The sequence below is a fragment of the Flavilitoribacter nigricans DSM 23189 = NBRC 102662 genome, assembly GCF_002646595.1.
GTDB classification, from domain to species: Bacteria; Bacteroidota; Bacteroidia; order Chitinophagales; family Saprospiraceae; genus Flavilitoribacter; species Flavilitoribacter nigricans.
Window position 1 is genome coordinate 78,084 of the sequence record NZ_PDUD01000031.1, and the last position, 22,932, is coordinate 101,015.

The 22,932-nt window shown below is 52.2% G+C and carries 18 protein-coding genes; 5 read left to right on the top strand and 13 right to left on the bottom strand.

The genetic code is table 11. From position 1 onward, the window contains the following. Positions 1-169: 169 nt before the first annotated feature. The 4 genes from CRP01_RS26300 to CRP01_RS26315 all read left to right on the top strand — a co-directional run bounded on the left by CRP01_RS26300 (position 170) and on the right by CRP01_RS26315 (position 5,799). Positions 170-733 carry a TetR/AcrR family transcriptional regulator gene (locus CRP01_RS26300; RefSeq protein WP_170110548.1) on the top strand — a complete coding sequence of 188 codons (564 nt, stop codon included), beginning with the start codon at positions 170-172 and terminating at the stop codon, positions 731-733. A 66-nt stretch (positions 734-799) separates the two neighbouring features. Continuing rightward, the gene (gene lpdA / locus CRP01_RS26305) at positions 800-2,200 is read left to right on the top strand and encodes a dihydrolipoyl dehydrogenase (RefSeq protein ID WP_099153100.1); all 1,401 of its coding nucleotides are present in this window, start codon (positions 800-802) and stop codon (positions 2,198-2,200) included. Between the two features lie 22 nt (positions 2,201-2,222). Next, positions 2,223-3,473 (top strand): beta-ketoacyl-ACP synthase II, encoded by a 1,251-nt coding sequence (gene fabF / locus CRP01_RS26310; RefSeq protein WP_099153101.1) that lies wholly within the window; start codon positions 2,223-2,225, stop codon positions 3,471-3,473. A gap of 100 nt (positions 3,474-3,573) precedes the next feature. After that, a complete protein-coding gene (locus CRP01_RS26315) occupies positions 3,574-5,799 on the top strand; it encodes a xanthine dehydrogenase family protein molybdopterin-binding subunit (protein WP_099153102.1) in 2,226 nt (741 codons plus the stop codon). A gap of 173 nt (positions 5,800-5,972) precedes the next feature. Here CRP01_RS26315 and CRP01_RS26320 read toward each other — a convergent pair whose 3' ends face one another. The 6 genes from CRP01_RS26320 to CRP01_RS26345 form a co-directional block, all read right to left on the bottom strand. Beyond that, positions 5,973-6,464, bottom strand: a complete 492-nt coding sequence (locus tag CRP01_RS26320; protein WP_099153103.1) for a hypothetical protein — start codon at positions 6,462-6,464, stop codon at positions 5,973-5,975. Positions 6,465-6,495: 31 nt separating this feature from the next. Next, positions 6,496-7,374, bottom strand: coding sequence for a leucine-rich repeat domain-containing protein (locus CRP01_RS26325; protein WP_099153104.1), 879 nt, complete (start codon positions 7,372-7,374; stop codon positions 6,496-6,498). A gap of 110 nt (positions 7,375-7,484) precedes the next feature. After that, positions 7,485-8,351, bottom strand: a complete 867-nt coding sequence (locus CRP01_RS26330) for an alpha/beta hydrolase family protein (protein ID WP_099153105.1) — start codon at positions 8,349-8,351, stop codon at positions 7,485-7,487. A gap of 87 nt (positions 8,352-8,438) precedes the next feature. After that, complete coding sequence (locus CRP01_RS26335) at positions 8,439-9,494, bottom strand: ankyrin repeat domain-containing protein (protein WP_143473540.1); 1,056 nt, start codon at positions 9,492-9,494, stop codon at positions 8,439-8,441. 77 nt (positions 9,495-9,571) lie between these two features. Then, complete coding sequence (locus tag CRP01_RS26340) at positions 9,572-9,895, bottom strand: helix-turn-helix domain-containing protein (RefSeq protein WP_233752765.1); 324 nt, start codon at positions 9,893-9,895, stop codon at positions 9,572-9,574. Positions 9,896-9,897: 2 nt separating this feature from the next. Further along, positions 9,898-10,239 carry a type II toxin-antitoxin system RelE/ParE family toxin gene (locus CRP01_RS26345; RefSeq protein WP_099153107.1) on the bottom strand — a complete coding sequence of 114 codons (342 nt, stop codon included), beginning with the start codon at positions 10,237-10,239 and terminating at the stop codon, positions 9,898-9,900. Positions 10,240-10,731: 492 nt separating this feature from the next. On the opposite strand from CRP01_RS26345, the gene lpxD reads away from it, so the two are divergent. Further along, positions 10,732-11,775 carry a UDP-3-O-(3-hydroxymyristoyl)glucosamine N-acyltransferase gene (gene lpxD, locus CRP01_RS26350; protein ID WP_099153108.1) on the top strand — a complete coding sequence of 348 codons (1,044 nt, stop codon included), beginning with the start codon at positions 10,732-10,734 and terminating at the stop codon, positions 11,773-11,775. 7 nt (positions 11,776-11,782) lie between these two features. Here lpxD and CRP01_RS26355 read toward each other — a convergent pair whose 3' ends face one another. The 7 genes from CRP01_RS26355 to CRP01_RS26390 form a co-directional block, all read right to left on the bottom strand. Next, entirely contained in the window at positions 11,783-12,466 is a 684-nt protein-coding gene (locus CRP01_RS26355; protein WP_099153109.1) for a hypothetical protein, read from the bottom strand. Positions 12,467-12,852: 386 nt separating this feature from the next. Continuing rightward, positions 12,853-14,595, bottom strand: coding sequence for an efflux RND transporter periplasmic adaptor subunit (locus CRP01_RS26365; RefSeq protein ID WP_099153111.1), 1,743 nt, complete (start codon positions 14,593-14,595; stop codon positions 12,853-12,855). Positions 14,596-14,679: 84 nt separating this feature from the next. Beyond that, positions 14,680-15,996, bottom strand: a complete 1,317-nt coding sequence (locus CRP01_RS26370; RefSeq protein WP_099153112.1) for a TolC family protein — start codon at positions 15,994-15,996, stop codon at positions 14,680-14,682. 122 nt (positions 15,997-16,118) lie between these two features. Next, on the bottom strand, positions 16,119-19,805 hold the full coding sequence (locus CRP01_RS26375) for an efflux RND transporter permease subunit (RefSeq protein ID WP_099153113.1): 3,687 nt from the start codon (positions 19,803-19,805) through the stop codon (positions 16,119-16,121). Between the two features lie 339 nt (positions 19,806-20,144). Then, positions 20,145-20,549 carry an HYC_CC_PP family protein gene (locus CRP01_RS26380; RefSeq protein ID WP_143473541.1) on the bottom strand — a complete coding sequence of 135 codons (405 nt, stop codon included), beginning with the start codon at positions 20,547-20,549 and terminating at the stop codon, positions 20,145-20,147. 123 nt (positions 20,550-20,672) lie between these two features. After that, on the bottom strand, positions 20,673-21,548 hold the full coding sequence (locus tag CRP01_RS26385; RefSeq protein WP_099153157.1) for a helix-hairpin-helix domain-containing protein: 876 nt from the start codon (positions 21,546-21,548) through the stop codon (positions 20,673-20,675). A 307-nt stretch (positions 21,549-21,855) separates the two neighbouring features. Beyond that, positions 21,856-22,875, bottom strand: a complete 1,020-nt coding sequence (locus CRP01_RS26390; RefSeq protein WP_099153115.1) for a hypothetical protein — start codon at positions 22,873-22,875, stop codon at positions 21,856-21,858. Positions 22,876-22,932 lie beyond the last annotated feature (57 nt).

The following is a 22,932-nucleotide window of genomic DNA, read 5'->3' on the forward strand; positions in this document are numbered from 1 at the left end:
GGTAGCGGTGGCTGCACTACGGGCCGGATCAAGGATGAATGTCCCGATCCGGCCCGGCTGTTTTTAGTCCGCTTTCTGACCTTCGTCCAGCCTTTGAGTAACAAAATTTGGAATTTCATATACCGATCGGTATATTTGTGTTATGGTTCGTTCCGAAAAGACAAGACAGTTGATTATCGAAAAAACCGCGGAGGTCTTTAACAAAAAGGGCTACGCCGGTACCTCTTTGTCCGATCTCACCGCGGCTACGGGCCTGACCAAAGGCAGTATCTACGGCAATTTCAAAAATAAGGAAGAGGTGGCCATCGAGGCTTTTCGTTTCAATCACCGTTTCATGGTGAACGGTTTCCAACAACAACTGACCGGAAAAGAAACGCCTATTGAAAAGCTACTGGCCTTTGTCGACTTTTTCCGGGACGAATATCGGGCCGTTTTTGACCGGGGGGGATGCGCGCTGCTCAATGCCGCCACGGACGTGGACGATATGGAGCCCCGCCTGTTTCAGGAGGTCAAAGCAGCTTTTCAGGACTGGCGATCCGGACTGGCCGACATCATCACCGAAGGGATCGACCGGCAGGAAATACAGCCCGTTGATGCCCGGAAAATGGCCCAGAAAATGATCGCTGTCATGGAAGGAAGCATATTACTATCCAAAACACTGGAGGAACCGAATATCCTCGTGGATAACATGGACGGTTTGAAAAGGGAGATCCTGCACCTTAAAACGAGCTAAAAATTTTTTACCCACTCATATACCGATCGGTATATGAGTGTGGTCTCATCATAACCATACAGATCAATGACACCGTACGACATTATCATCATCGGATCCGGCCCCGGAGGATATTCCGCAGCTGTTCGGGCCGCCCAGCTGGGTTACCGGACAGCTATTGTGGAAAAGTACGCCAGTCTCGGCGGCACCTGTACCAATGTAGGTTGCATCCCTTCCAAGGCATTGCTGGATGCCACGGAAAACTACCACAGTGTGCACACCAAGTTTTCCGCCCAGGGTATTGAGATCAAAAATCTCACGCTGAATTTTTCGCAACTGATGGAACACAAAAAGGGCGTGGTACGCCAGAATTTATCGGGCCTGAAGTACCTGATGAAAAAAAATAAGATCGAGGTGATCCGGGGTACGGCCACTTTCGTCAACAGCCGGGAGATCCGGGTTGAGCACGAAAGCACCGCAAACATCTATTCGGCCCGGCATTTCATCATCGCTACGGGTTCCAAACCCGCCACAATCCCCGGCGTAACGATCGATAAAAAACGGATCATCACCTCCACGGAGGCGCTTTCCCTCCCCGAAAAACCCGGATCGATGGTGATCATCGGCGGTGGCGTGATCGGGGTGGAGATGGCATCCATTTATGCGCGCATTGGTGTCCAGGTCACCATCCTGGAATATATGGACAGCCTTATACCCGCTATGGACCACGACCTAGGTCGGGAACTGAAACGCATTTTTCAGAAAGAGGGCATCCGCGTTTTACTAAAGAAACGGGTAACCTCCGTTTCCGCCAGTGGGGAAAAGGTTACAGTGCATTTTGATTCCGATCAGGAAGATCCGGATCAGGTCACGGCCGATTACTGTCTGGTGGCCACCGGCCGCAAACCGTATACCGAAGGCCTGGGCCTGGAAAATACTGCGATCCAACTGGACGAACGCGGCCGGATCCAAACGAACGAAAAGCTCCAAACCCGGGAGCCGCACATCTACGCAATCGGCGATGTCATTGCCGGCCCCATGCTGGCGCACAAGGCCGAAGAGGATGCCGTGTTTGGGGTGGAGACCATCCACGGCCAGCAGCCGCACCTCAATTACCATCTGGTACCCGGCGTGGTGTACACCTGGCCGGAAGTGGCCGGTGTGGGCTACACCGAAGAACAGCTAAAGGCCAAAGGCATTGCCTACAATGTCGGCAAGTTTCCCTTTTCCGCCAGTGGTCGGGCCCGGGCCGCTATCGATACCCAGGGATTTACGAAGGTGCTGACCGATCCCAAATACGGGGAAGTGCTGGGTGTACACATCATCGGGGCGAGGGCGGCCGATCTGATCGCCCAGGCGGTGATCGGTCTGCATTACGAAATTACCGACGAGGATATGTTCCGCATTTCCTACGCCCACCCTACTTATTCGGAAACGCTGAAGGAAGCCTACCTGATCTCTTCGGGTCAGGGAGCGATCAATATCTAACAAACCGCTTAACCATTATACTATGAAAAGAGTGGTCATCACGGGCCTCGGTGCCCTCACTCCGATTGGAAACCAGGTCCCGGAATTTTGGAAAAATCTGATGAACGGCGTTTCGGGTTGTAGTACCATCACCCGCTTCGATCCGACAAATTTCAAAACCCGCTTTGCCTGTGAACTGAAGGCTTACGATGAGCTGGATCATTTCGACCGAAAGTCGGCGCGGAAAATGGATCGTTTTGCCCAGTACGGTCTGATCGCTACCGAGGAAGCCATCCGGGATGCTGCGCTGGATGTAGCCAACATCGACCGGCAAAGGGCCGGAGTGATCTACGCCAGCGGAATCGGCGGTTTTGAGACTTTCGAACGGGAAGTCACGGAAAATGCAGCACTTGCAGTGCCGCGGTACAATCCCTTTTTTATCACCAAGATCATCGCCAACGGTCTGGCGGGAATGATCGCCATCCAGTACGGATTGCAGGGCATCAATTACGCGCCGGTCACGGCCTGCGCTTCTTCCACCCAATCGGTCATCCAGGCCTTCAACTACATCCGGCTGGGTAAGGCCGATCTGATCATTGCCGGTGGCTCGGAAGCTCCGATCACCCCGGCTTCCATTGCGGGTTTCAATTCGATGAAGGCCATGTCTACCCGCAATGAGGATCCCGCTGCGGCCTGCCGGCCTTTCGATCCGGAGCGGGACGGATTTGTTCTGGGCGAAGGTGCCGGCACCCTAATCCTCGAAAGTCTGGAACACGCACTGAAGCGCAACGCCCGCATCTACGCGGAAGTCGCCGGCGGGGGCGAAGCATCCGACGCTTATCACATCACGGGCACTCATCCCGATGGGCAGGGCGCCTACCTAGCGATGCAGGCAGCCGTTCGGGAAGCCGGGATTGAACCGGAGGACCTGGATTACATCAACGCCCACGCCACCTCAACCGGTATTGGGGACCTCTCGGAGATCAAAGCCATTGATCGTTTGTTAGGCGGGCAGTTTACCAAGCTGCAACTCAGCGCCACCAAATCCATGACCGGGCACCTCCTGGGTGCAGCCGGAGCGATAGAAGCCATCGCCACTACCCTCGCGGTACAACAGGACCAGATACCGCCCACCATCAATACCCAGTCCGCCGATCCGACCGTACCGGCCGGACTGGACCTGACGCTGGGCCACTCCCGGGCTAAAACCGTTCGTTATGCGTTAAGCAACAGTTTCGGATTTGGTGGACACTGTGCAGCCCTGATCCTAAAAAAGTACGTCTCCCCGACATAAGCCCGGATCTTCTTATGCATTCCACGAAGGACGGTAAAAGCGGACCGTAAATTGGAGGCGGCGGCGGCTAAATTCCCTATATTGAGACCAAATCAACTTTATGTCCGGTCACAATATCTCCGCTTCCAATTCCCGTCGAAATTTTCTTCGATCCATGGGCCGTCTGGCTATCGCGCTCCCCGTTTTACCCGGTTGTCTGTCGACCGGAGAACCGGAAGAGATCGATCTGCCGGAAATGGTCAGTACTACGTTTGAGGAGCTTCCCGGAAGTCTGCGGCGGACACCGCAGGTCAAGGCCTGGCTCGAAGTGCTCGAAGACGGCCGGGTACGCATTTTTAGCGGCAAGGTCGAACTGGGGCAAGGTATCCGCAATGCCATCCGGCAGGTAGCCGCCGATGAGCTTTTCACGGAGCTGGATCAGATTGAAGTCGTACTCGCCGAAACTGGTCTGACGCCCAACGAAGGCTATACCGCCGGAAGCGGTTCGATCCAGAACAGTGCCATGGCGGTCCGCCACGCCGCCGCCGCTGCCCGGGAGCAGTTGCTGGATCTGGCGGCCGAAAAATTGCAGGTGACCAGAGAGGAATTGAGACTCCAAAGCGCTAAGATCAAAGTGGCGGACAGCGACCGGCAGCTTTCCTTCGCGGATATCCTGGAAGGCCGCCAACTGGAAGGAGAAGTCCCCCTGGATCTCAAAATGAAACCTAAGTCGGCCTACCAATTTGTGGGGCACCCCATTCCACGGTCCGATCTCCGGGATATCGTTCAGGGAAAAACAAAATACATTCACGATATAGATGCTTCCGATCTGGTGCACGCACGCGTACTGCGTCCGCACAACTACCAGTCGGAATTGCTCCGTTTTGACGAAACCGCCTTTAAGCAGGAATCCGAAGGCGTTCTGAAAACGGTACGCAACGGTAACTTCCTCGGGGTGATCACCGAGCGGGAGTACCAGGCTGAACGGGCCGTACAACTCCTGGCCAAACATTCGGAATGGTCGAAGCCCGCTATTTTTCCCCGACAAAATGAGCTACCGGAGCATATCAAATCCATTGCGAGCGAACCGGATGTCGTACACGGTAAGGAAGCGGTACTCGATCGCAACGCGGCGGAGATCAAACTTGCAGCAAGTTTCTTCAAACCCTACACCATGCACGCTGCACTCGGAACGGCCTGCGGACTGGCCCAATACGACGGCACCACCCTGCACGTGTGGAGCCACAGTCAGGGCATCTATCCCATGCGGGAAGGGCTGGCGTTGATGCTGGATATGCCCGTCGAAAAGATCCACGTCATCAGTGCACCGGGTTCGGGCGCTTACGGCCATACCGTAGCCGACGACGCGGCGGCCGATGCGGCCGTGCTGGCGATGGCCTATCCCGGAAAAATGGTCCGGGTGCGCTGGTCCCGCACCGACGAAAATCGCTGGGAACCCTACGGCTCGGCAATGATCACGGAACTCGAAGCCGGTTTGGACAGTGACGGTAAGATCAGCTTCTGGCGAACCGACGTCTGGACGGACTCCCACAGCACCCGGCCCAATAAAGATGCCGGCACCCTGTTGACGGCACGCTATCTGGATACGCCAAAACCCATGCAGGGGCGGGGGTATCTCGGCGGAGGGCATCGCAACGGTGATCCCTACTATCAGATCCCCGGGATGCAGGTAGCGGCTCATTACTTCGACGGCCCCCTGCGAGTCTCTTCATTGCGCAGCCTCGGTTCCTTCGCCAACATTTTTGCCATTGAATCTTTCATGGATGATCTGGCGGAACGTTCCGGTCAGGATGCGCTGGAATTCCGGCTCCGGCATCTGGAGGATCAGCGCGCGATCGATGTCATCCGGCAGGTACGGGAAATGGTCGGAACGGTGAGTCCGCAAGCGGGAGAAGGTATCGGTTTCGCATTTTGCCGCTATAAGAATCATGCCGCCTACTGCGCGATGGCCGCCCGGGTAAAAGTAGACCCAGCAACGGAAGCGATAGAACTGCAAAAGATCTGGGCCGCGATCGACGTGGGCGAGGTCATCAATCCGGATAGCCTTAAAAGCCAGACCGAAGGTGGTATCCTGCAGGCTATCGGGTGGACCCTCCAGGAGGAAGTCCGCTTTAGCGAATCGGAGATCACCAGCGACGATTGGAGCACTTACCGGGTACCCCGACTACAGGATGCGCCGGAGATCGGGGTCACGATCATCGACCGGCCGGAGGAGGCCGCCATGGGTGGTGGGGAAGCCGCCGTGCCCCCGGTAGCGGCAGCGATCTGCAATGCCATTTACCGGGCCGGAGGGAAACGGATCTATCGTTTACCGGTGCGGTCCTAGGATTGAGGCAATTGGATGAATAAGATCAATTCGGTCATTATCGATCGGCGGTAATTGATAACAGGACAGGAATATTCCAATTATCATTCAACGGCAGACCCAATAACTGGCTTCTCAGATCTATCTGGCCATGGCCCTCTTAGTGAACAAAATGTACTGCTGTAGGGGTAAACTTAGTCGACGGCTGCGGTTAGCTTATAAAACTGTTCGTATTCCCGAATATCCCGGCGACGGAGTAAATTGCGATAGTTGAGCTGGCTAATGGCGTAGGTCGAAGTAATACCTTCTACATTTTTTTGGAGGAACTTCTGCAATTGGGTAGCGTACGTCTCCGCCTGGGGAAAGCCGTCAAACCGACGGATGGTTATGACCGGTGTGTAGTTATTTTCCGCTTCCTGAATTGCGATAAAGGATGCCCGGATCTTTGGAGCAGCATCTCCATATTCGGCATTAAATTTATTCACCAGTTCCTGGTAGGGCATCCCATTTCGGATCGTATTCCCCTCCACTTCAATTTCACTCTTTTTCAAAACAACAATTGCGTAGTTCACACTTTCTTCAACCATACTGTAACCGGAAGTTTCCAGAGTCTCCAGTTTATTGGCCGAACAGCCGAGTAAAATAACAGCCAGAAAAACCAGAACAGAAAAGAGCGAATTTTTCATAACTGCTTGTTTTAGATGATCATCTTTTGGTTTAGAAATAGGATCCAACCCAACCCCAAAAATCTTCAGCTTCTTCGTCGTTGAACCAGGATGCTATCCGCGGTGGATAGCCGTTGGCCAACCGACTGCCTCCCAGGTGAATATCCGGGTTTTTCCGGATAAAAGAATTGAATTGGTCCAGGGAAACATTATTTCCCGAAATATCCAGCAACTTCAATGAGCTTTTCAGCGCCAGATATCTGTTCAGGAAAAGGCTGGTGTTGCCGGCCAGGTACAATTCTTCCAGTTGCGGCAAAAACCGGGAACCTAACAGGGGATCAAGCTGCAGTTCATCAAATTGATTGTAAGATAGATCCAGAACCTGTAGTTTTTGAAACTGTGGATGCTGCATCAGTATGTCTACCCCGGCGTTCGTAATTCGGTTGAAAGGAAGGATCAATTCCTTTAGATGTCTAATGTAAGAAGAAGTGGCCAGAAGATGAAGATCGTTATCGTTAAATTCCTGTGATATGATCGCAAGTTGCTCGAGGTGCTGCATTCCGGGATGTTGAAATAAGGTCGAAAAATCCCGAAACGAAGCCGGCTGGCTGTTGCTGGTCTGTTGTGTTCCTGCGTAAGCCTTGTTCAGTATCAGCCAACGCAGACGCCCGGTCTCCAGGCTGGCTGCTCCCAACTCAGCGAGCAACTTATGGCTTAATACCTGCTTTTCTAAGATAATTCCCCGGCAGTATGTCCTGGAGGTGAGGTAATGGGGAAGAATACCCGAGTCGTGACAGACCTGGCAATAGGGACCCTCGTGGCAGATCCTTTGCTTTTGAACCGGCTCGGTATCCGGCTCTGATTCGGTACCGTAAGCCAGCCGTTTCTGGTCCCGGTGACTCTCGTGATATTTTTTTCTATTGGGGTGCATAGTGCCATTATTTACAATTGGTTGGCCGTAATAGTTCCCGATCACTATTAGAAATAAGAGACGGCAAAAATCTTCGAACCTTGGGGTTGGAGGTAGCCAGAGAGTGGCTTTCATCCCCTTATCAAATCGTCAAGCAGTTTTACGATATCCGTCCAGAGTTTGTCCTTCATCCTCGTTTTGAAATAGCCAAAATGGTCGATTTTTTTCAGCCCGAACTCTTCCGGGCTAAGTGCTCTGAACGTTATTGCTTTTTCGCTGCTCACATTTTGCCAAAATGCTTTCGTGTTCTTCGCGTTGGAAATGGTATCGTCCGTGGAATAAATGACGTGAATGGGAAATTGGAAGTTTTTGAAATGACCCGTTGGAACCGTGACCCCGTAAAATTTTTCATTGAAAAAATAGTCTTCTTTTTCCAACCAGTCCCGCCACTGGAACACTACCTTTTTCGGAAGATTTTCCATAATCCCGTAGGGTTTCGCCTTGACAAAACCGTTCAACAAAACACTGATCGGAGAAAATACATAGAAGAAAAAATAGGCCTTCATTCTGTAGCCGAAAGGCATATTGGGATAATAACCCGAAGAAACGGCAATGTTGATATTGCCCTTAACATTGCTCAAGTCGCGGATAAAGCCAATTTGCTGTCCGCCGGCGCTGTGCCCAATGAATAGTAAAGGCAGACCGGGAAATTGGCGCTCCAGGTACGCTTTTATGGCCGGCATATCTTTGGTGCCGTAATCTATAAAAGTGTAAGCACTGTTCTTCAGGTCGTCGTTTTTTTCACTCCCCCGGTAATTCCACAAACAGCACAGATAATTGTGTTTTGCCAAATAGGTGAGAAAAGGAAGGTAAAACTCTTTTTTGGTAGCCGTACCGCAATTGAATTGGATTATGGCTTTTGGCTGCTCCGGGATCAATAAATTGCCCCTCAGGATTACGCCGTCTTCACTATTGGTTTCGAATTCTTCTTTTCTCATTAGGTGAATTGTGTAGGGACCGGGTCAAAATGAGAGGATTGCTTTTTGCCATGTGACATATGGCATAGCAGCGTGCTTAGGCTAAAGTTACCTAACTTCTGCATTTCCACTCCAAAACGCCTCAATTTCCGCCGCAAACACTCCAGTCAAATGCGTTCCAACCTGAACGGCATTCCTGCCCATTTTATCCTTGATGTATGGATCAGCACCATTCTTAATTAGGAATTGGATCGTAGCTTTTCGATCCTTGATCTTTTCATCCGTCGACTGTGTTTCCCACTTAGCATTAAGTGCTCTATTCTTTTGTTGGTACAGACCCGCCAATTCATGTGCCTGTCGATGCAGTACGGTCCATCCAAAATCATTTTGAAAATTGATGTTGACGCCTTTCTCAATCAGTAGCGCTATAGCCTTTTTATTGTTATTCCAATAGGAGCACCAGTGAAGCGCGCCATCAGTTGCGGCCCCCTGTTCCAGTAAAAAAGAAACGATCTCGTTGTTACTGACGAAGCAGGCATTGGATAAAAAGGATAAGTTCTTGTAAGAACCGTTTATGTCAATTTCTTTTTGTTCCACCAACTGTTTGAAGCGGTCATTGTGTTTCCATCGAATTAGATTCACCTCAAAAGCTTCGTTGGCCTTTTGGTGAGCCGGTTTGAGGGTATTGTATTTTGGCCCCGGTGAGTATTTCCTGGGTACAAAATCGTGGTTCCCGATTAGGGTAGCACCGTCCTTTTTCAGCGCATTTTGAATACTGCCGAGTTTATTGCCCATCCTTTCCATGTAGATGACCTCCTTCTGGTAAACCAGGAACTGAAAACTGTCATTACTGCCCACCAGATAGTAGGAGAACCCGTCCTTCGAACTCAGCAAAATTGAGATCTTATCCAGGATGGGGGTTAATGGAACGCTTATCTCTCGTTTGTTAATGTGTTCCTCAATTGTCTCCAGGATGTCAGCCAATTTTTGTTCGAGGTATTCGTAGGCCATGATCTGACTGTTCAATGGTTCCTGCTCATCACTTAGGTCATCTTCAAATTCGATCTTTATGGAATCGGATGAGGTCAGTAAGTCGCTTGAGATCGCGAGGTGAGTAATTTTCATATCAAATTCCCAGGTGCCTTTGAATTGGAATTTTTGCATTGCTTGATTACTGATAAGATCATGCTGAATGGGTGAGAGAAAGCCGGTTGTATAAACAGAGGATAGGTGCTTATTTCTTACATACACTCAACTTCTTCTCCAGATATCTCTACAGTTAATTTTACTTTGGCCTTTAGCGCTTCAAATACTCTGATAATCGTACCAATGGAAACATTTTTAGCATTATTCTCCAGCTTTGAGATCTGGGCCTTTTGCACACCAATCAACTCGCCTAATTGACCTTGTGTCAGGTTTCTTTCCTTTCTAACCGTTTTGATCAACGCTCCAATGACTTCCAATTGGAGGTCAGTTTCATATTGGTCTCTTTTTGCAGTGCCACTTTCACCAATAAAGCGGTCTTTTACTTCATCTAAGGTATATTTTTTCATCCCTTTTGCCATGGTCATTTATTTTTATCAGCGAAATACATCTGCCTGATCTTTTCAGCTTTCGCAATTTCTTTCTTTGCTACTTTATCCGTTTTCTTTATGATCCCGTGTGTTGAAACGACCAGTGTTTCTTCTCCATCCTCTTTGTCCCAAAAAGCCAATAAACGAACCTGGATCTTATTGAATCGGGTTCTGAATTCCCAGATTTCTGCATTTAGTTTTTTAAACAACTTCGGATCATTAATGTAGCGGGACTTATCAATATTATAAATAACTTTTTCCCGGGTCTTTTCATCTAGCTTTTCAAGAAAATCCATTGCCTCCATCAGAAAGATGACATTGTATTTTGGAACCATATGCGCGTTATTGTAATAGCTTAAAAATACAAAAAGTTTCCTTTAGAGGAAACTTTTATTATAATTTAACTTATACTGCATACTGGAAACATCATAAGATCTAACTGGAAAAATGATCACAGTTTAACAGAGTCACCATACAGAAGTCATTCTTGAATCCATCAAAATGCTACCGGGATCCCGAGCGATGAGATTTCCAAACAAGCGCTTATTTATCTACCTTCGTCAAGTCAAATTATACTGCATAACGTCAGACTTTGTGTATTTGATATTCCTCCTCCGCCCTGCCCGTACGGGCCCGTTCTGGGCGGGCACCTCCTCCCGAGGAGGATAGCACCTTGCTTAATGGATGGTTGTGCTCCACCCCGGTACGGGCCGTATGGCTGGGGGAGCTGGCCGAAGTTCTGAGGGGGATCTTCATTTGCACAAAATCACATGTTGTCAAGTATAGAACGAAAACAATTATCTGCATAATAACAAAAAACGCACCTTATGAAATTTACCGCCGCCCAGATCGCAGCCGTATTGAAAGGAAAGATAGAAGGAGATGAAAACGCCGAAGTGAGCAATGTCTCCCGCATTGAAGGTGGCGCGCCGGGAACGATCTCCTTCCTGGCCAATCCCAAATACACCCAATATATCTATACCACTGACGCCAGTATCGTGATCGTCAATGAGGACTTCGAAGCCACGGCTCCCATCAGGGCTACGCTGATCCGGGTAGCCAATGCGGAAAATGCCTTTGCCCAACTCCTCGAGATGTACAACGAGGTCAAACTGGCCAAGAGCGGCATTTCCGAACAATCCTACATCGCGGAATCGGCCACGGTGGGAGCGGACGCCTACGTTGGGGAATTTGCGGTGATAGCCGACAATGCCCGCATCGGTAAAAATGTCAAGATCTACCCGCAGGTCTATGTGGGAGAGAACGTCACCATCGGCGACAACACGGTGCTTTTTGCCGGTGTGAAGATCTACTCCGACTGTGTCATCGGCAACGACTGCATCCTCCATTCGGGTACGGTGGTCGGCAGTGACGGTTTCCGCTTTGCCCTGCAGGACGGCGGCAAAAAGATCCCGCAAATCGGTAATGTCGTTCTCGGCAACAATGTAGAACTGGGTTCCAACTGTTCCATCGACCGCGCTACGCTCGGTTCCACCATACTGCGGGATGGGGTCAAGCTGGATAATCTGGTGCACATCGCCCACAATGTGGAGATCAAAGAAAACAGCTATCTGGCGGCCCACAATGTGGTGGCCGGTTCTACGGTTATTGGGAAGAACTGTATGTTTAGCGGACAGGTTGGGGTCATTGATCACCTGGTGATCGCGGACAATACTATGCTGGCCGCCCAGTCGGGCGTATCCAAAAGTATCCGGAAACCCGGTTCGGTGCAAATGGGCAGTCCGTCTATGGATGTGATGAAATACCGGAAAAACTATATTCATTTCCGCAACCTGGACAGCCTCGTTGAGCGGGTAAGTGAACTGGAAAAAATGCTGGCCGAAATGGATACCCAAAAGAGCGGGTCCTAAATAATAGTTAGCAGATCTCCATTTTTTCGCAGATCGCATCGTGAAGTTCCCGGGCCTTGATCCCGGTATCTTGGTAAACGTATTCCAGGGTCTTCCAGAAGTAAGCCTGCTGTTCTACCAGATGCTGAAAACGCTTGTCCTGCCGGATAAATTCCACATCATCCGGCCGGGCACCGTAATACGCCCAACCGGAGAAATGATCCAGGTAATAGGCCCGCAAGTCCTCGCGGGCCAGATCGGCCTGGCCTTCGTATTCGTAAATGTAGGGGACGTGTAATTCATAATAAGCCAGCATCTGCTGGCGGATCTCCGGGTCGCTGATCAGATCAAAACCCAGCGACTTCAGCTCCTCGAACTTCGGCCGGCTCGTCGGAATAAAAAAGACGAAGTTGGCCAGATTTCTGAAATGTTGATCCAGGGTATCGTGATAGGGCCGGTCGGATTGCAGGAAGGTGTCGATCACCCCGATCGATGCGGACCATTCGATCATGGCCTCCCGGTTTTCCTGGATATCATGGATCTCGAGCAGCAAAGCTTTCTGGAAATCTTCCAGAAAAGTCTTTTCCTTTTTCCGCCATTTTCGCTCCTCCACCGCACTGTTCAGCGAAAGAGCGATCAGTAAACCGATGACGATCAGCACTACCTCACCCAGCGCGTGCAGGAGATAACGTTTCCAGGGTAACTTATTCATGAGAGCATTTTGTAAACGGCGCAATGACCCGAACATACCTTTTCCTTTTATCCGATCAAAGATAGCGTAACCTTTGGCTAACACCACGTCTTTAGATCCGGTGAGCAACTGTCAGAAAGATGAACATTGCGCCGTTTACCCCCTATAGCTGCTAGGGCTGTTCAGTTCTCAAATTATTGAATATAAAAAATGGCAATTTCAATGGCAATAGCAATTTCAATAACTCAACATCAGGCGAAAAGGTCAAAATCGGAGCAGAAAGCTGCCTTTTGCTTGCTATTGCTATTGTGCTTGACATTGTAATTGAAAAATTCGCATTGCGTTTTTATAGAACTGAACAGCCCTGCCCTATAGCTGCGGAGCGTAATTGGAGAATCCCCAAAGATCTAATCAGTTAACTGCTCCAGTACCGAGCCACACTTCATCATCTTTTCTCCGAAATAGGGGTTACGGATCGTTTCTTCGTTACTGATCCAGTCGGCACCCTCATTATCGAACGCCATAGGACAGTGCTGTACGTAGAGCGCCTCGCCCTCCGCACCAAAGGCTTTCACCGTATGGATCAGCGCCTGGGACAGGAAATCGAACTGCCGCCGCTGGGCTTCGATCTCCTCCTGGCCGATCATATTCCGGGAATGCACATCCAGAGCTTCCAGCTGCTGCATCCAGTACGTGTGGGCGTCCCCTTTGAGTAGCATCATATCCACCCCTTCCAGGCGATCCCGGAAATTGCCGGCAGCTTGGGTGACGGCCTGCGGGTCGGTATTGACGAAAGCATCCTTGAGTGCGAGGTAAGCCAGCGCCAGCGCTCCGACCTGTTCTTTGAAAGCCGATGGCGTTTCCGCCCGGTAGTCAGGCACCGCCATTTCCATGACCATGTCCTGCCCCTGGACCTGAACATCGCGGTTCATCATACTCAGCTGGTTGTTGAGCTGGGCGGCCGCATCTATCGAAAAAGCGCCGTTGGTCACGACCCGGTCGCCGGGCTGCAGCCCCTCCCGGATCAGGTATTGATTGCCCACCCGGTCGCCCAGCGTGACTTCCCGGTACTCGTAGGAAGGTACCTCCATATTCGGTACTTCCACGTAGACCACCGAGCGATCTCCCGTCCACAGAACGGCGGTTTTCGGTACGCTGATCTCCGCACCGGCTTCTCCCCGGCGCAGGGCGATCTGGCCCCGAACGAACATTTCCGGTTTCAGGACACCACCGGGATTGTTGATCTCCGCCCGGGTGGCCGCTACCCGCGTACCGGCATTGATGAGCGGATCGATAAAGGAAAGGGAGGCGGTAAACTTCCGCCCCGGCAAAGCGGGGGTGGAGAACAGCACCCGATCCCCTACCTTAATATTGGCGAGATCTTCCTCGTAGGCATCAAACAGCACCCAAAGGCGGCCGAGGTCAGCCAGGGTAAACAAAGCTTCTCCCTGTTTGATGTAATCGCCGACATTCACGCGTTTATCCATTACCACTCCGGCCCGGTCGGCGTAGATCGTTACATTGCTGATGATCTCTCCGGAGCTCTGGATCTGCTGAATGGTCGCTTCGTCGATCTTCCAGTTGCGAAGTTTCTGCCGGCTGGCTTCGGCCAGATCCATATTGGTACCCGCAAAGCGCAGGGCTTCCAGCAATTCCTTCTGGGCGGTGACCAGCTCCGGGGAGTAGACCGTAGCCAGTTTTTGCCCGGCCTTTACCCGTTCGCCGGTGAAGGTAACGAAAAGCTGCTCGATCCGTCCGGGTACATGGGCAACCTGGGAAGCCGCCCGCCGTTCGTCGGCTTTGATCTTTCCGTTGAGTTCCAGCGTATCGCCGGTGGCGGTAGCCGTACCCACCTCGGTGGTGGCAATGCGGGCCAGCGCTACGGCCTGTTCGGTCATTTTCAATACCAGCGGATCATCGGACATATTCTGGTCCAGCGGGATCAGATCCATTTCACAGATCGGGCAGATCCCGGGTTCCGGCTGGCGGATCTGGGGGTGCATCGAACAGGTCCAGATTTCCGCCCCCCCGGCAGTTGCTGTCATGTCGTGTTGGTGTTCCTCTACGGGCACTGCCTCATTTCCACCAAACAGCAAATACCCCAGGCCGAGCCCACCAAGCATCGCGAATAGAATATATAACCATTTCATAATTGTTGTTTTTTGTGTAATCACCACTTTGCTGTAAGGCCAGTTGGTGAAAGCTGAAAAATCTTTCGTTTGTACCAGCTGCTGCTAAAAGAGCAGATAAAACCGTAGATCCGCCATCACAATATGCATCCGGATCAGGGAAGCCAGGTGGCGTTCCTTGTATCCGATCAGTTTTTCCTGTAGCTGTAATAATTCTTCAAACGAACGTTTCCCGTTCGCATAATCCGTCTGGGCGACCCGCAGCGTTGTCCGCAACAAATAAGCCTGTTCGTCCAGAAAATCGATCTCACTCTGGGCGGACCGATAATTCGTCAGCGCCATCTCCACCATCGACCGGAAAGCATTCAACTGATCCAGCTGGTGCTGATCCAGGGCCTGGATACGCAGGGCTTCTTCCTGTTCTTTGGCCCGGTACTTTCCCTTATTCAGTGGAATAGTCATCATCACGTGCGGCATGAGAATGTCCCGGCCGTTACCCATCGGATCCGCATCGGTACGCTTCCCTACCAGAAAATAATCGAGACCGACGGTGAAATCCGGTTTACTGTCCAGGTCACTGACCGCCAAGGCCTGTCGGGAAACCTCCTGTTGCAATTCCAGAATGCGCAGCATCGGGTGGTCCGTGGTGATCCGGGTGAGCAGATCCTCCAGGTTTACCGGCAATTCGGGAATGCCCATAAAGCCCGTAATGGTTACTCCGGCATTGGACGGACGGCCCAGAACCCGGTTGATCTCCGCCTGTGGTTTGGATTTTTCGATCTCCAGCTGGGTCATCTTCTGCTGCAGTTCGTTGCGTTGCAGTTGGATCCGGTAGACGTCTACCGTCCCACCCCGGTTATTCTCCACTTTAGCCAGCGCTACTTCTTCGAGACTTTCGTAGATCTCGAGCTGTTCCTCTATTACTTCCTGGAGCTTGTTGAGCCGGTATAGTTCCAGCCAGGATTTTCGCAGGTTTTGCTCCAGCACCAGTTTGCGGGCAGCCACCTTTTCCAGCAGCGGAGCCGCCCGGGCCAGAGCCAGATCCTTTTGGGCTTCCAATTTTCCCGGCCAGGGTAGTTTCTGGTTGAAGATCCACCAGAATCGCTGTGGCCCCAGACGGGTTTCCGGAGGCAGCATAAACCAACCTAATTTCAGATCCGGGTCCGGCAACTGACTTACCTGGGGAGCGATCTGCAGTGCAGCCCGGTACTCGAGCTCCAGGGCCTTCAATTCCGGATTATTCTCCGGGATCGCCGCCAGCAGGGTATCCAGAGGCTGTCCGGCCAGACCAAATGCCGGCAACAGGAACAGGCAACCCAGCCCGAGCCGCCGGATCAGGGAATACACCGCATCACCAGCAGTGCCGGCTCCCCAAAGCCGCCATTCCGAAAGCGGCAATTTATGATTTGCAATTTTGTTCATGATCTCTCTTATTAGACAGTACCCTTCCGCCAGAACGATACCGCTTTGGGGCTGCCCCCGGCCTGGTGCCGGAGATATCAGCCCGTATTTGGGAATTGTTAATCCGGGAACAACGCCCCGTCCTATGCCGCCGAAGTCCCCCGCCGGCGTTTGAATTTCAAATTCGTCTCTTTCCACAGGGAAAACAGCACCGGTACCGTAAACATGGTGACCACCTGCAGCAACATGCCTCCAAATGAAGGGATCGCCATCGGCAGCATGATATCCGCGCCCCGTCCCGTAGAGGTAAGGATGGGCAGCAGCGCCAGTATGGTCGTAGCGGTGGTCATCATGGCCGGACGCACCCGGCGCAGACCGCCTTCCAGTACGGCATCGCGGATCTCGGGCACAGTTTCCGGATCATTGCGCCGGAAGCTATCTTTGAGAAAAGTAGCCACCAGTACGCCGTCATCGGTTGCAATACCGAAAAGCGCTAAAAATCCTACCCAGACCGCCACACTGAGGTTAATGTTCTGCATCTGGAAAAGGGATCGCATATTCGTACCCAGGAAATCGAAATTGAAGAACCAGTCCTGTCCGTACAGCCAGATCATGATGAAACCGCCCGAGAAAGCGACGAATACCCCGGTGAACACCATAGCGGTGATCGCCACGGAACGAAACTGAAAGTACAGAATCAGGAAGATCATTCCGAGCGCGATCGGCAAAACGATACTCAGGCGTTTGCTCGCCCGCAGTTGCTGCTCGTAGGTACCGGCAAAACGGTAGCTGATGCCCGGAGGTATATCCAACTCACCGGCGTCCGCCTGCTCCTGAATGAGTCGTTGGGCATTTTCCACAACCTCCACTTCCGCAAATTCTTTCTCCCGGTCGAACAGGACGTAACCGATCAGGAATCCGTCTTCGCTCTTGATCGATTGGGGGCCCTGCTCGTAGCGGATCTTTACCAGTTGCCCCAGTGGTATCTGCTCACCGGTCCGGGTACTGATCAGAATACGTTTGATCGCTTCCGGATCATCCCGCATTTCCCGCGGATAACGGATGCGCACCGGGTAGCGCTCGCGCCCCTCGACGGTAGTTGTCATCGGCATCCCGCCGATAGCCGTCTGAATGTAGGTTTGCACCTCATCGATCCGTAGACCGTAACGGGCAATAGCCGCCCGGTCAATATCCAGTAGCAGATAGGGCTTGCCCACGATGCGGTCCGCAAAAACGGCAGCGTCTTTCACGCCGTCCACATCTTTGAGCAATTGTTCGAGTTGCAGCCCGAAATCCTCGATGGTTTTCAGGTCCGGCCCCTGTACCTTGATCCCCATGGGCGCCCGCATGCCCGTTTGCAGCATGACCAGACGGGTCTCAATGGGTTGCAGTTTCGGTGCGGAGGTTACCCCCGGCAGTTTGGTGACGGCCACAATCTCATTCCAGATATCATCCGGACTGTGGATGTGATCCCGCCACTGCCGGAAATACTGCCCGTTCTTATCCGGGATTAATTCGTCTTTCTCGTTACGGAGGTATTCCCCGTTCTCATCAACCGCGTAGCGGATGCGGTGCCCCTGAGCATCGGTTTTGTATTCCGAATGATACAGGATAACGTTTTCGTACATCGACAGTGGGGCCGGATCCAGCGGACTGTTCACCCGACCGGCTTTACCGACTACCGTTGCCACTTCGGGGATCGCCGTCACGGCCATATCCAGTGCCCGCAGGTTCTTCAGGTTTTCCTGTACGCCCGAATGGGGCATGGAGGTCGGCATCAACAAAAAGGAACCCTCATCCAGGGAAGGCATGAATTCTTCACCAATCCCCAGGAATACGTTGTAGCCGGCAAAAACAATGACCGTGACCAGAGCCAGGAACAACAACTTGAAGCGCAGCAAAAAACGCAGTATCGACTCGTAGAAATAGATCACCACCCAAAACAGACCGATCAGTACGCCGGCGACAATGGCCACAAACAGGAAATTGGTGCCGATAGACTGGGCTACTCCCAGCGGCATCCAGATCCGGGCGAGGGTAAATCCGACCAGTGCCGCCAGCAGAATATTTTTGATCAGATCGATCCGGCTGAGTTGCCGTTCCGACAAGCGATCCTGCAGGCTCACCGTAAACAATCCGAACAGGGCGATAATACCGATCATCGCCGCCAGGGTCAGGTCCAGCCAGATCCCCGCGGCCACGGCCGCCACTACCAGTCCGGCATTGAGCAGCCACTGTTGATTTTTTTCTTTGGAATTGAATTTAAAGACGGTATGGGCCAGCGCCGGGATCACAGCGATAGCAATGACGATCGCCGCCAGCAAGGCAAAAGTTTTGGTGAAAGCCAGCGGGCGGAACAGCTTACCTTCGGCGGCCTCCATCGTGAACACCGGTAAAAAGCTGATCACGGTAGTGGCGACGGCGGTGATCACCGCCGAGGCAACTTCTACGGTAGCCTGATAAATACTCTCCAGCAGGCTTTCTCCCGGCGGCGCTTCCCGAATTCGGTTGACCATACTTTCCGTCAGTACGATCCCCATATCGACCATGGTCCCGATCGCGATGGCAATACCCGATAGCGCTACGATGTTGGCATCCACCCCGAAGTACCGCATGGCGATAAAACACATAAGCACCGCCACCGGCAGGGTACCACTCACCAGCAGGGAGGATTGCACATTCAATAGCATCAAAATAACCACAATGATGGTAATGATCACTTCCAGCGACAGGGCTTCCTGCAGGGTACCGATGGTTTCGTTGATCAGTTGGGTCCGGTCGTAAAAGGGTACGATGGTCACTTTGGACACCGTGCCGTCGGCCAGTTCCTTGCTCGGCAGGCCCGGGCCCAGTTCGGCGATCTTCGCCTTCACATTATTGATCACCTCCAGGGGATTGGCGCCGTAGCGGGCTACCACTACCCCACCGACCGCTTCGGCCCCCGATTTATCGAGGAGTCCACGGCGGGTAGCCGGCCCGATATTTACCCGGGCGACATCCCGGACGCGGATGGGCACATTATTGTTAACCGCCACTACACTTTCCTCAATGTCCTCGATATTGTCGATGTAGCCCAGGCCGCGAACAAAATATTCGGCCAGGTTAATCTCCAGGGTCTGGGCTCCGATGTCCAGATTACTTCCCCGGATCGCCGCCATGACCTGATTGAGACTCACGCCGGCGGCCCGCATGGCGTCCGGATCCACGTCCACCTGGTATTCTTTGACAAAACCGCCGATGGAAGCCACCTCCGACACTCCGGAAGCCGAAGACAGTCCGTAACGAACGTAAAAATCCTGAATGGAGCGTAGTTCGTGCAGATCCCAGCCACCGGTCGGTTGCCCGTCCTTATCGCGGCCTTCCAGGGTGTACCAGTAGATCTGCCCGAGTGCCGTGGCATCCGGACCCAACATCGGCGTCACGCCTTCCGGCAGCGTACCGTTGGGCAGCGCGTTCAGTTTTTCCAGGATCCGGCTCCGGGACCAGTAAAAGTCTATATCTTCTTCGAAAATGAGGTAAATGCTCGAAAAACCGAACATAGAATTGGATCGCACACTTTTCACACCGGGAATGCCCAGCAGGGCGGAGGTGAGCGGATAGGTCACCTGGTCTTCCACATCCTGTGGGGACCGACCGTTCCAGGAAGTAAATACGATCTGCTGGTTTTCACCGATATCGGGAATGGCGTCTACCGCTACGGGATCCCGCGGCAGGTCCTTGATGTTGAAATCAAAGGGTGCCGTGACCAATCCCCATCCTACAAACAGCAGGAGCAAGAGCCAGACCACCAGCTTATTTTCCAGAAAAAATCGAATCGTGTTATTTAACATTGCCGCTTAGAATTATACGGTCGAAATCCGATAGCTGTAAACAGGTAGGTACGCTTACCGGCAAATGCTGCCGGTGGAGGAGCAGATCAGTACGGCATGATCCGTTTTTTTGGATGTAGCACGCCGCCGGTCGATCTACTGTAAGCCAATTTCAACACTTTATTACCTATTCCGTTCGGATCTCTGTTTAGATCAATTGAGGCCCATTCATGAACTTGGAACTACCCTAAAGGTCTGATCCTGATCCCGGAGACTGCCTATGATCAATCTCCTAGGCTGAAAATACGAAAAGCCCCTTATCCGCAGGCCGGATAAGTGGAACTTGCTAACAAGATCGATCTATAAACGGAAAATCTGAAACTGAATAGTTGGCTCGGTAGGGAGCGGAGGCGGGCGGTAGAATCGTCCGCTGAGTTGCGCGGGGCTCTGACTGAATACGGAGGCAGTAGTAAAAGCAGCGACCGGAGTAGCTACCAGCGCCTTCCAGACGGGCAGATCCTGCTGCTCCATTTGCTGCTCCTGGGTGGATTTGAGAAAGTGGGTGCTGTCATTACAGCAATCCCGCTGATCCAGTCCATTGCGCTTACTCTGCTTCTGGTGATGCGGGCAGGCCGGCGCCGGTGTTTCCTCCGTGGTATGGCAGCTTTGCACCGCAGCAAAAAGAGCGGTATTTTTTAACTCATCCTGACAGAAATGCTGATTGATCACCACCCCGACCGAACTGGTCAGGAGGCTTAACACCAAGGTGATATGTAGGGCTTTAATCAGCAAGTTGTAGAAAAGTTAATTGAATTTGAACATAAAAACGCTGCGAAGATAGGGATAGTTGTGGTTTACCGGGTTTTAAAAAATAATCTTGGGATAACTTTAAGAGATAGTTTCCATTTCCATGCTTTCCTGCTCCCTTCCCCGCACTACGCGTTTACCTTCCATTTTGCCGCGGGTTTCCGTGACGACGGTCGCCTGCCCTTCGTGCTGATCTTTTTCGTAATAAATCACCACCCAGTCCTTTACCTTTTGTAGTTCATGGGCCCGGACGGTATTGGAAAACAAGGCCGTAAAGGACCATCCTTCCAGATCCGTATGGAGGATCGGCAGCCACGCCCGGTTCTCCGGGTTGAAGCGGCGGGGAGCGATCCGCTTGAGTTGTTTGTTTTTTGCTTTGGTGCGATATTCCTCGTCAATCCTGAGCAGGAGTTCCACCGACGGGCGATCCGGTCCGGTGCGATGTCCCGGCATACTGGTAGTGGGATCCATACGACGGAAAGGCTGCCGCATCTTACCGGCCAGACTCAAACGCACGGTTTCCAGTCGTTTTTCGCCGAAGCCTTCCACTTTAGCCAGTCGGCCGTCGTACACGGCCTGTTCCAGTTCCTCGAGGGTTTTGATGTCCAGTTCTTCGACGATACGATCGGCCAGTTCGGGTCCGATGCCCGGTACACTTTCGAATAGTTCATCCGGATGCACTTCTCCTTCGAGGCGCTGGAGGATACGGGATTTGCCCGTTTTCGCGTATTCGATAATGAGGTTGGTCAGCCGTTCGCCGATATGGGGCATATCCAGCAGGGTCTGCTTGTCGGAAAGCGCCAGTTCGGCAATTTCTACCTGGGCTTCCCGGACCTGGTTCGCTCCGGATCGGTAGGCCTGTACCCGAAAGGTATTAGCGTCCTGTAGTTCGAGCAGGCTGGCAATATGCTCCAGCAGTTGAGCGATTTCGTGGTTGTTGGGAAGTTTCTTTATCATGGCTGTGGTTTTCGGCCAGATCAACTGGCGGTTGCTGATATGCGCAATGTTTTTTTCTCTGATCATCCACCGGCAAGTAATTGGGCCCCGGACTTTCGTGCGGATATCATTCCGCTAACTTCCGGATCAAACGTTTGCCTGCAGTTCGCCGATTATAGATCCATCACCTCTTAAAACCTTCACAACCTATAGGGATGTTCATATATTTAATTTTCGCTTTGTTCGCCAACTTTTATAGCTCCCGATAATTTACCATTTTTCAATTCCGGATACAATTAGCCGGCACCACCGGCGGCCATGATTGTGATCATCTTCGGGAACGCCGCCGAAAATACCGCCCCAGGATAATCAATACCACCACCAGGGCCGGCAGGCCGATCAGGAGGCCCATCCAGAACCATTGCACGATACTGATCTGCCGCACCCGGTAGGGATCCGCTTCTTCGTAGGGGATCAATTGTTGCTCCGCTATCCGGCGACTGGATAATTCATCCACCGCCGCGAAATAGGTTTCGCTCTCCGCAACCAATGCCGCAAAATCAAAGGAACCGACCCGCTCCCCGTAATTGATCAGGAGGTTATCCGACGGTAAGGGCGAAAAGTTCTTTTTGCTACCGAAAAGCAGGGCATCGGCGGGAACGGCAGCGAAGTCGATACTGCGCGAAATACCGTAGATGTCCTCCAGTTCCAGTCCGTCCATCAACTGTATTTTAAAATCCGCTTTTTCGATCGGCTGCTGCCAGATCCTTCCGGATTCCAGGATGTAGATAAAGGCATTATGGGCATCGCTCGCATAACCCGCCGTGATCTTGGCGTCATTCGTATTTACCATGAAATAGACGCTGATCTCCGTTACGGCACGCGGGGGAAAAACGGATTCCCAAATGTACCAGTTGTCATTATCAAAAGTCTGCGCCTGGGGCTGGGGACTGCGGACCGGTTCGGCGATCACCGGTCGGGGCCGACCATCCTGCAGCACTTTCAAACGGTACAGACCGTCGAAGGTGATCTCATTGCGCTCCATCCCCTGGTCGCTATCGTAGATCCCTTCTACCGGATATCCCACCCGGATGGATATACTATCCGCCGTCGTATTGTACATCTGGTACGTGCCCCTGACCACCGCAAAACCCGGATATAACTGGATCGTGATCGCTTCCCGTTGCATCTGGATCTTCCGGTAGGCACTGCTGTCTTCCGGAAACAAAAGATTGAAACCACCGCCACCTGCATTCCAAACCCCGGGCTGGGCCGCATTGCCGCAAAACAAGAGGATTACAAAAAAGGCAGCACCCAGCTGCAAAAACCACCAACCAATTTGTTTCATACGATTTGTTTTCTAACTTTGGACTATCATTAGCATGTGTTTTCACCGCTCTGGCCG

Coding starts and splice junctions, on each gene's coding strand:
- lpdA (WP_099153100.1), top strand. CDS start 800: ATGACACCGTACGACATTATCATCATCGGATCCGGCCCCGGAGGATAT.
- fabF (WP_099153101.1), top strand. CDS start 2,223: ATGAAAAGAGTGGTCATCACGGGCCTCGGTGCCCTCACTCCGATTGGA.
- CRP01_RS26315 (WP_099153102.1), top strand. CDS start 3,574: ATGTCCGGTCACAATATCTCCGCTTCCAATTCCCGTCGAAATTTTCTT.
- CRP01_RS26320 (WP_099153103.1), bottom strand. CDS start 6,464: ATGAAAAATTCGCTCTTTTCTGTTCTGGTTTTTCTGGCTGTTATTTTA.
- CRP01_RS26325 (WP_099153104.1), bottom strand. CDS start 7,374: ATGCACCCCAATAGAAAAAAATATCACGAGAGTCACCGGGACCAGAAA.
- CRP01_RS26330 (WP_099153105.1), bottom strand. CDS start 8,351: ATGAGAAAAGAAGAATTCGAAACCAATAGTGAAGACGGCGTAATCCTG.
- CRP01_RS26335 (WP_143473540.1), bottom strand. CDS start 9,494: ATGCAAAAATTCCAATTCAAAGGCACCTGGGAATTTGATATGAAAATT.
- CRP01_RS26340 (WP_233752765.1), bottom strand. CDS start 9,895: ATGGCAAAAGGGATGAAAAAATATACCTTAGATGAAGTAAAAGACCGC.
- CRP01_RS26345 (WP_099153107.1), bottom strand. CDS start 10,239: ATGGTTCCAAAATACAATGTCATCTTTCTGATGGAGGCAATGGATTTT.
- lpxD (WP_099153108.1), top strand. CDS start 10,732: ATGAAATTTACCGCCGCCCAGATCGCAGCCGTATTGAAAGGAAAGATA.
- CRP01_RS26355 (WP_099153109.1), bottom strand. CDS start 12,466: ATGAATAAGTTACCCTGGAAACGTTATCTCCTGCACGCGCTGGGTGAG.
- CRP01_RS26365 (WP_099153111.1), bottom strand. CDS start 14,595: ATGAAATGGTTATATATTCTATTCGCGATGCTTGGTGGGCTCGGCCTG.
- CRP01_RS26370 (WP_099153112.1), bottom strand. CDS start 15,996: ATGAACAAAATTGCAAATCATAAATTGCCGCTTTCGGAATGGCGGCTT.
- CRP01_RS26375 (WP_099153113.1), bottom strand. CDS start 19,805: ATGTTAAATAACACGATTCGATTTTTTCTGGAAAATAAGCTGGTGGTC.
- CRP01_RS26385 (WP_099153157.1), bottom strand. CDS start 21,548: ATGATAAAGAAACTTCCCAACAACCACGAAATCGCTCAACTGCTGGAG.
- CRP01_RS26390 (WP_099153115.1), bottom strand. CDS start 22,875: ATGAAACAAATTGGTTGGTGGTTTTTGCAGCTGGGTGCTGCCTTTTTT.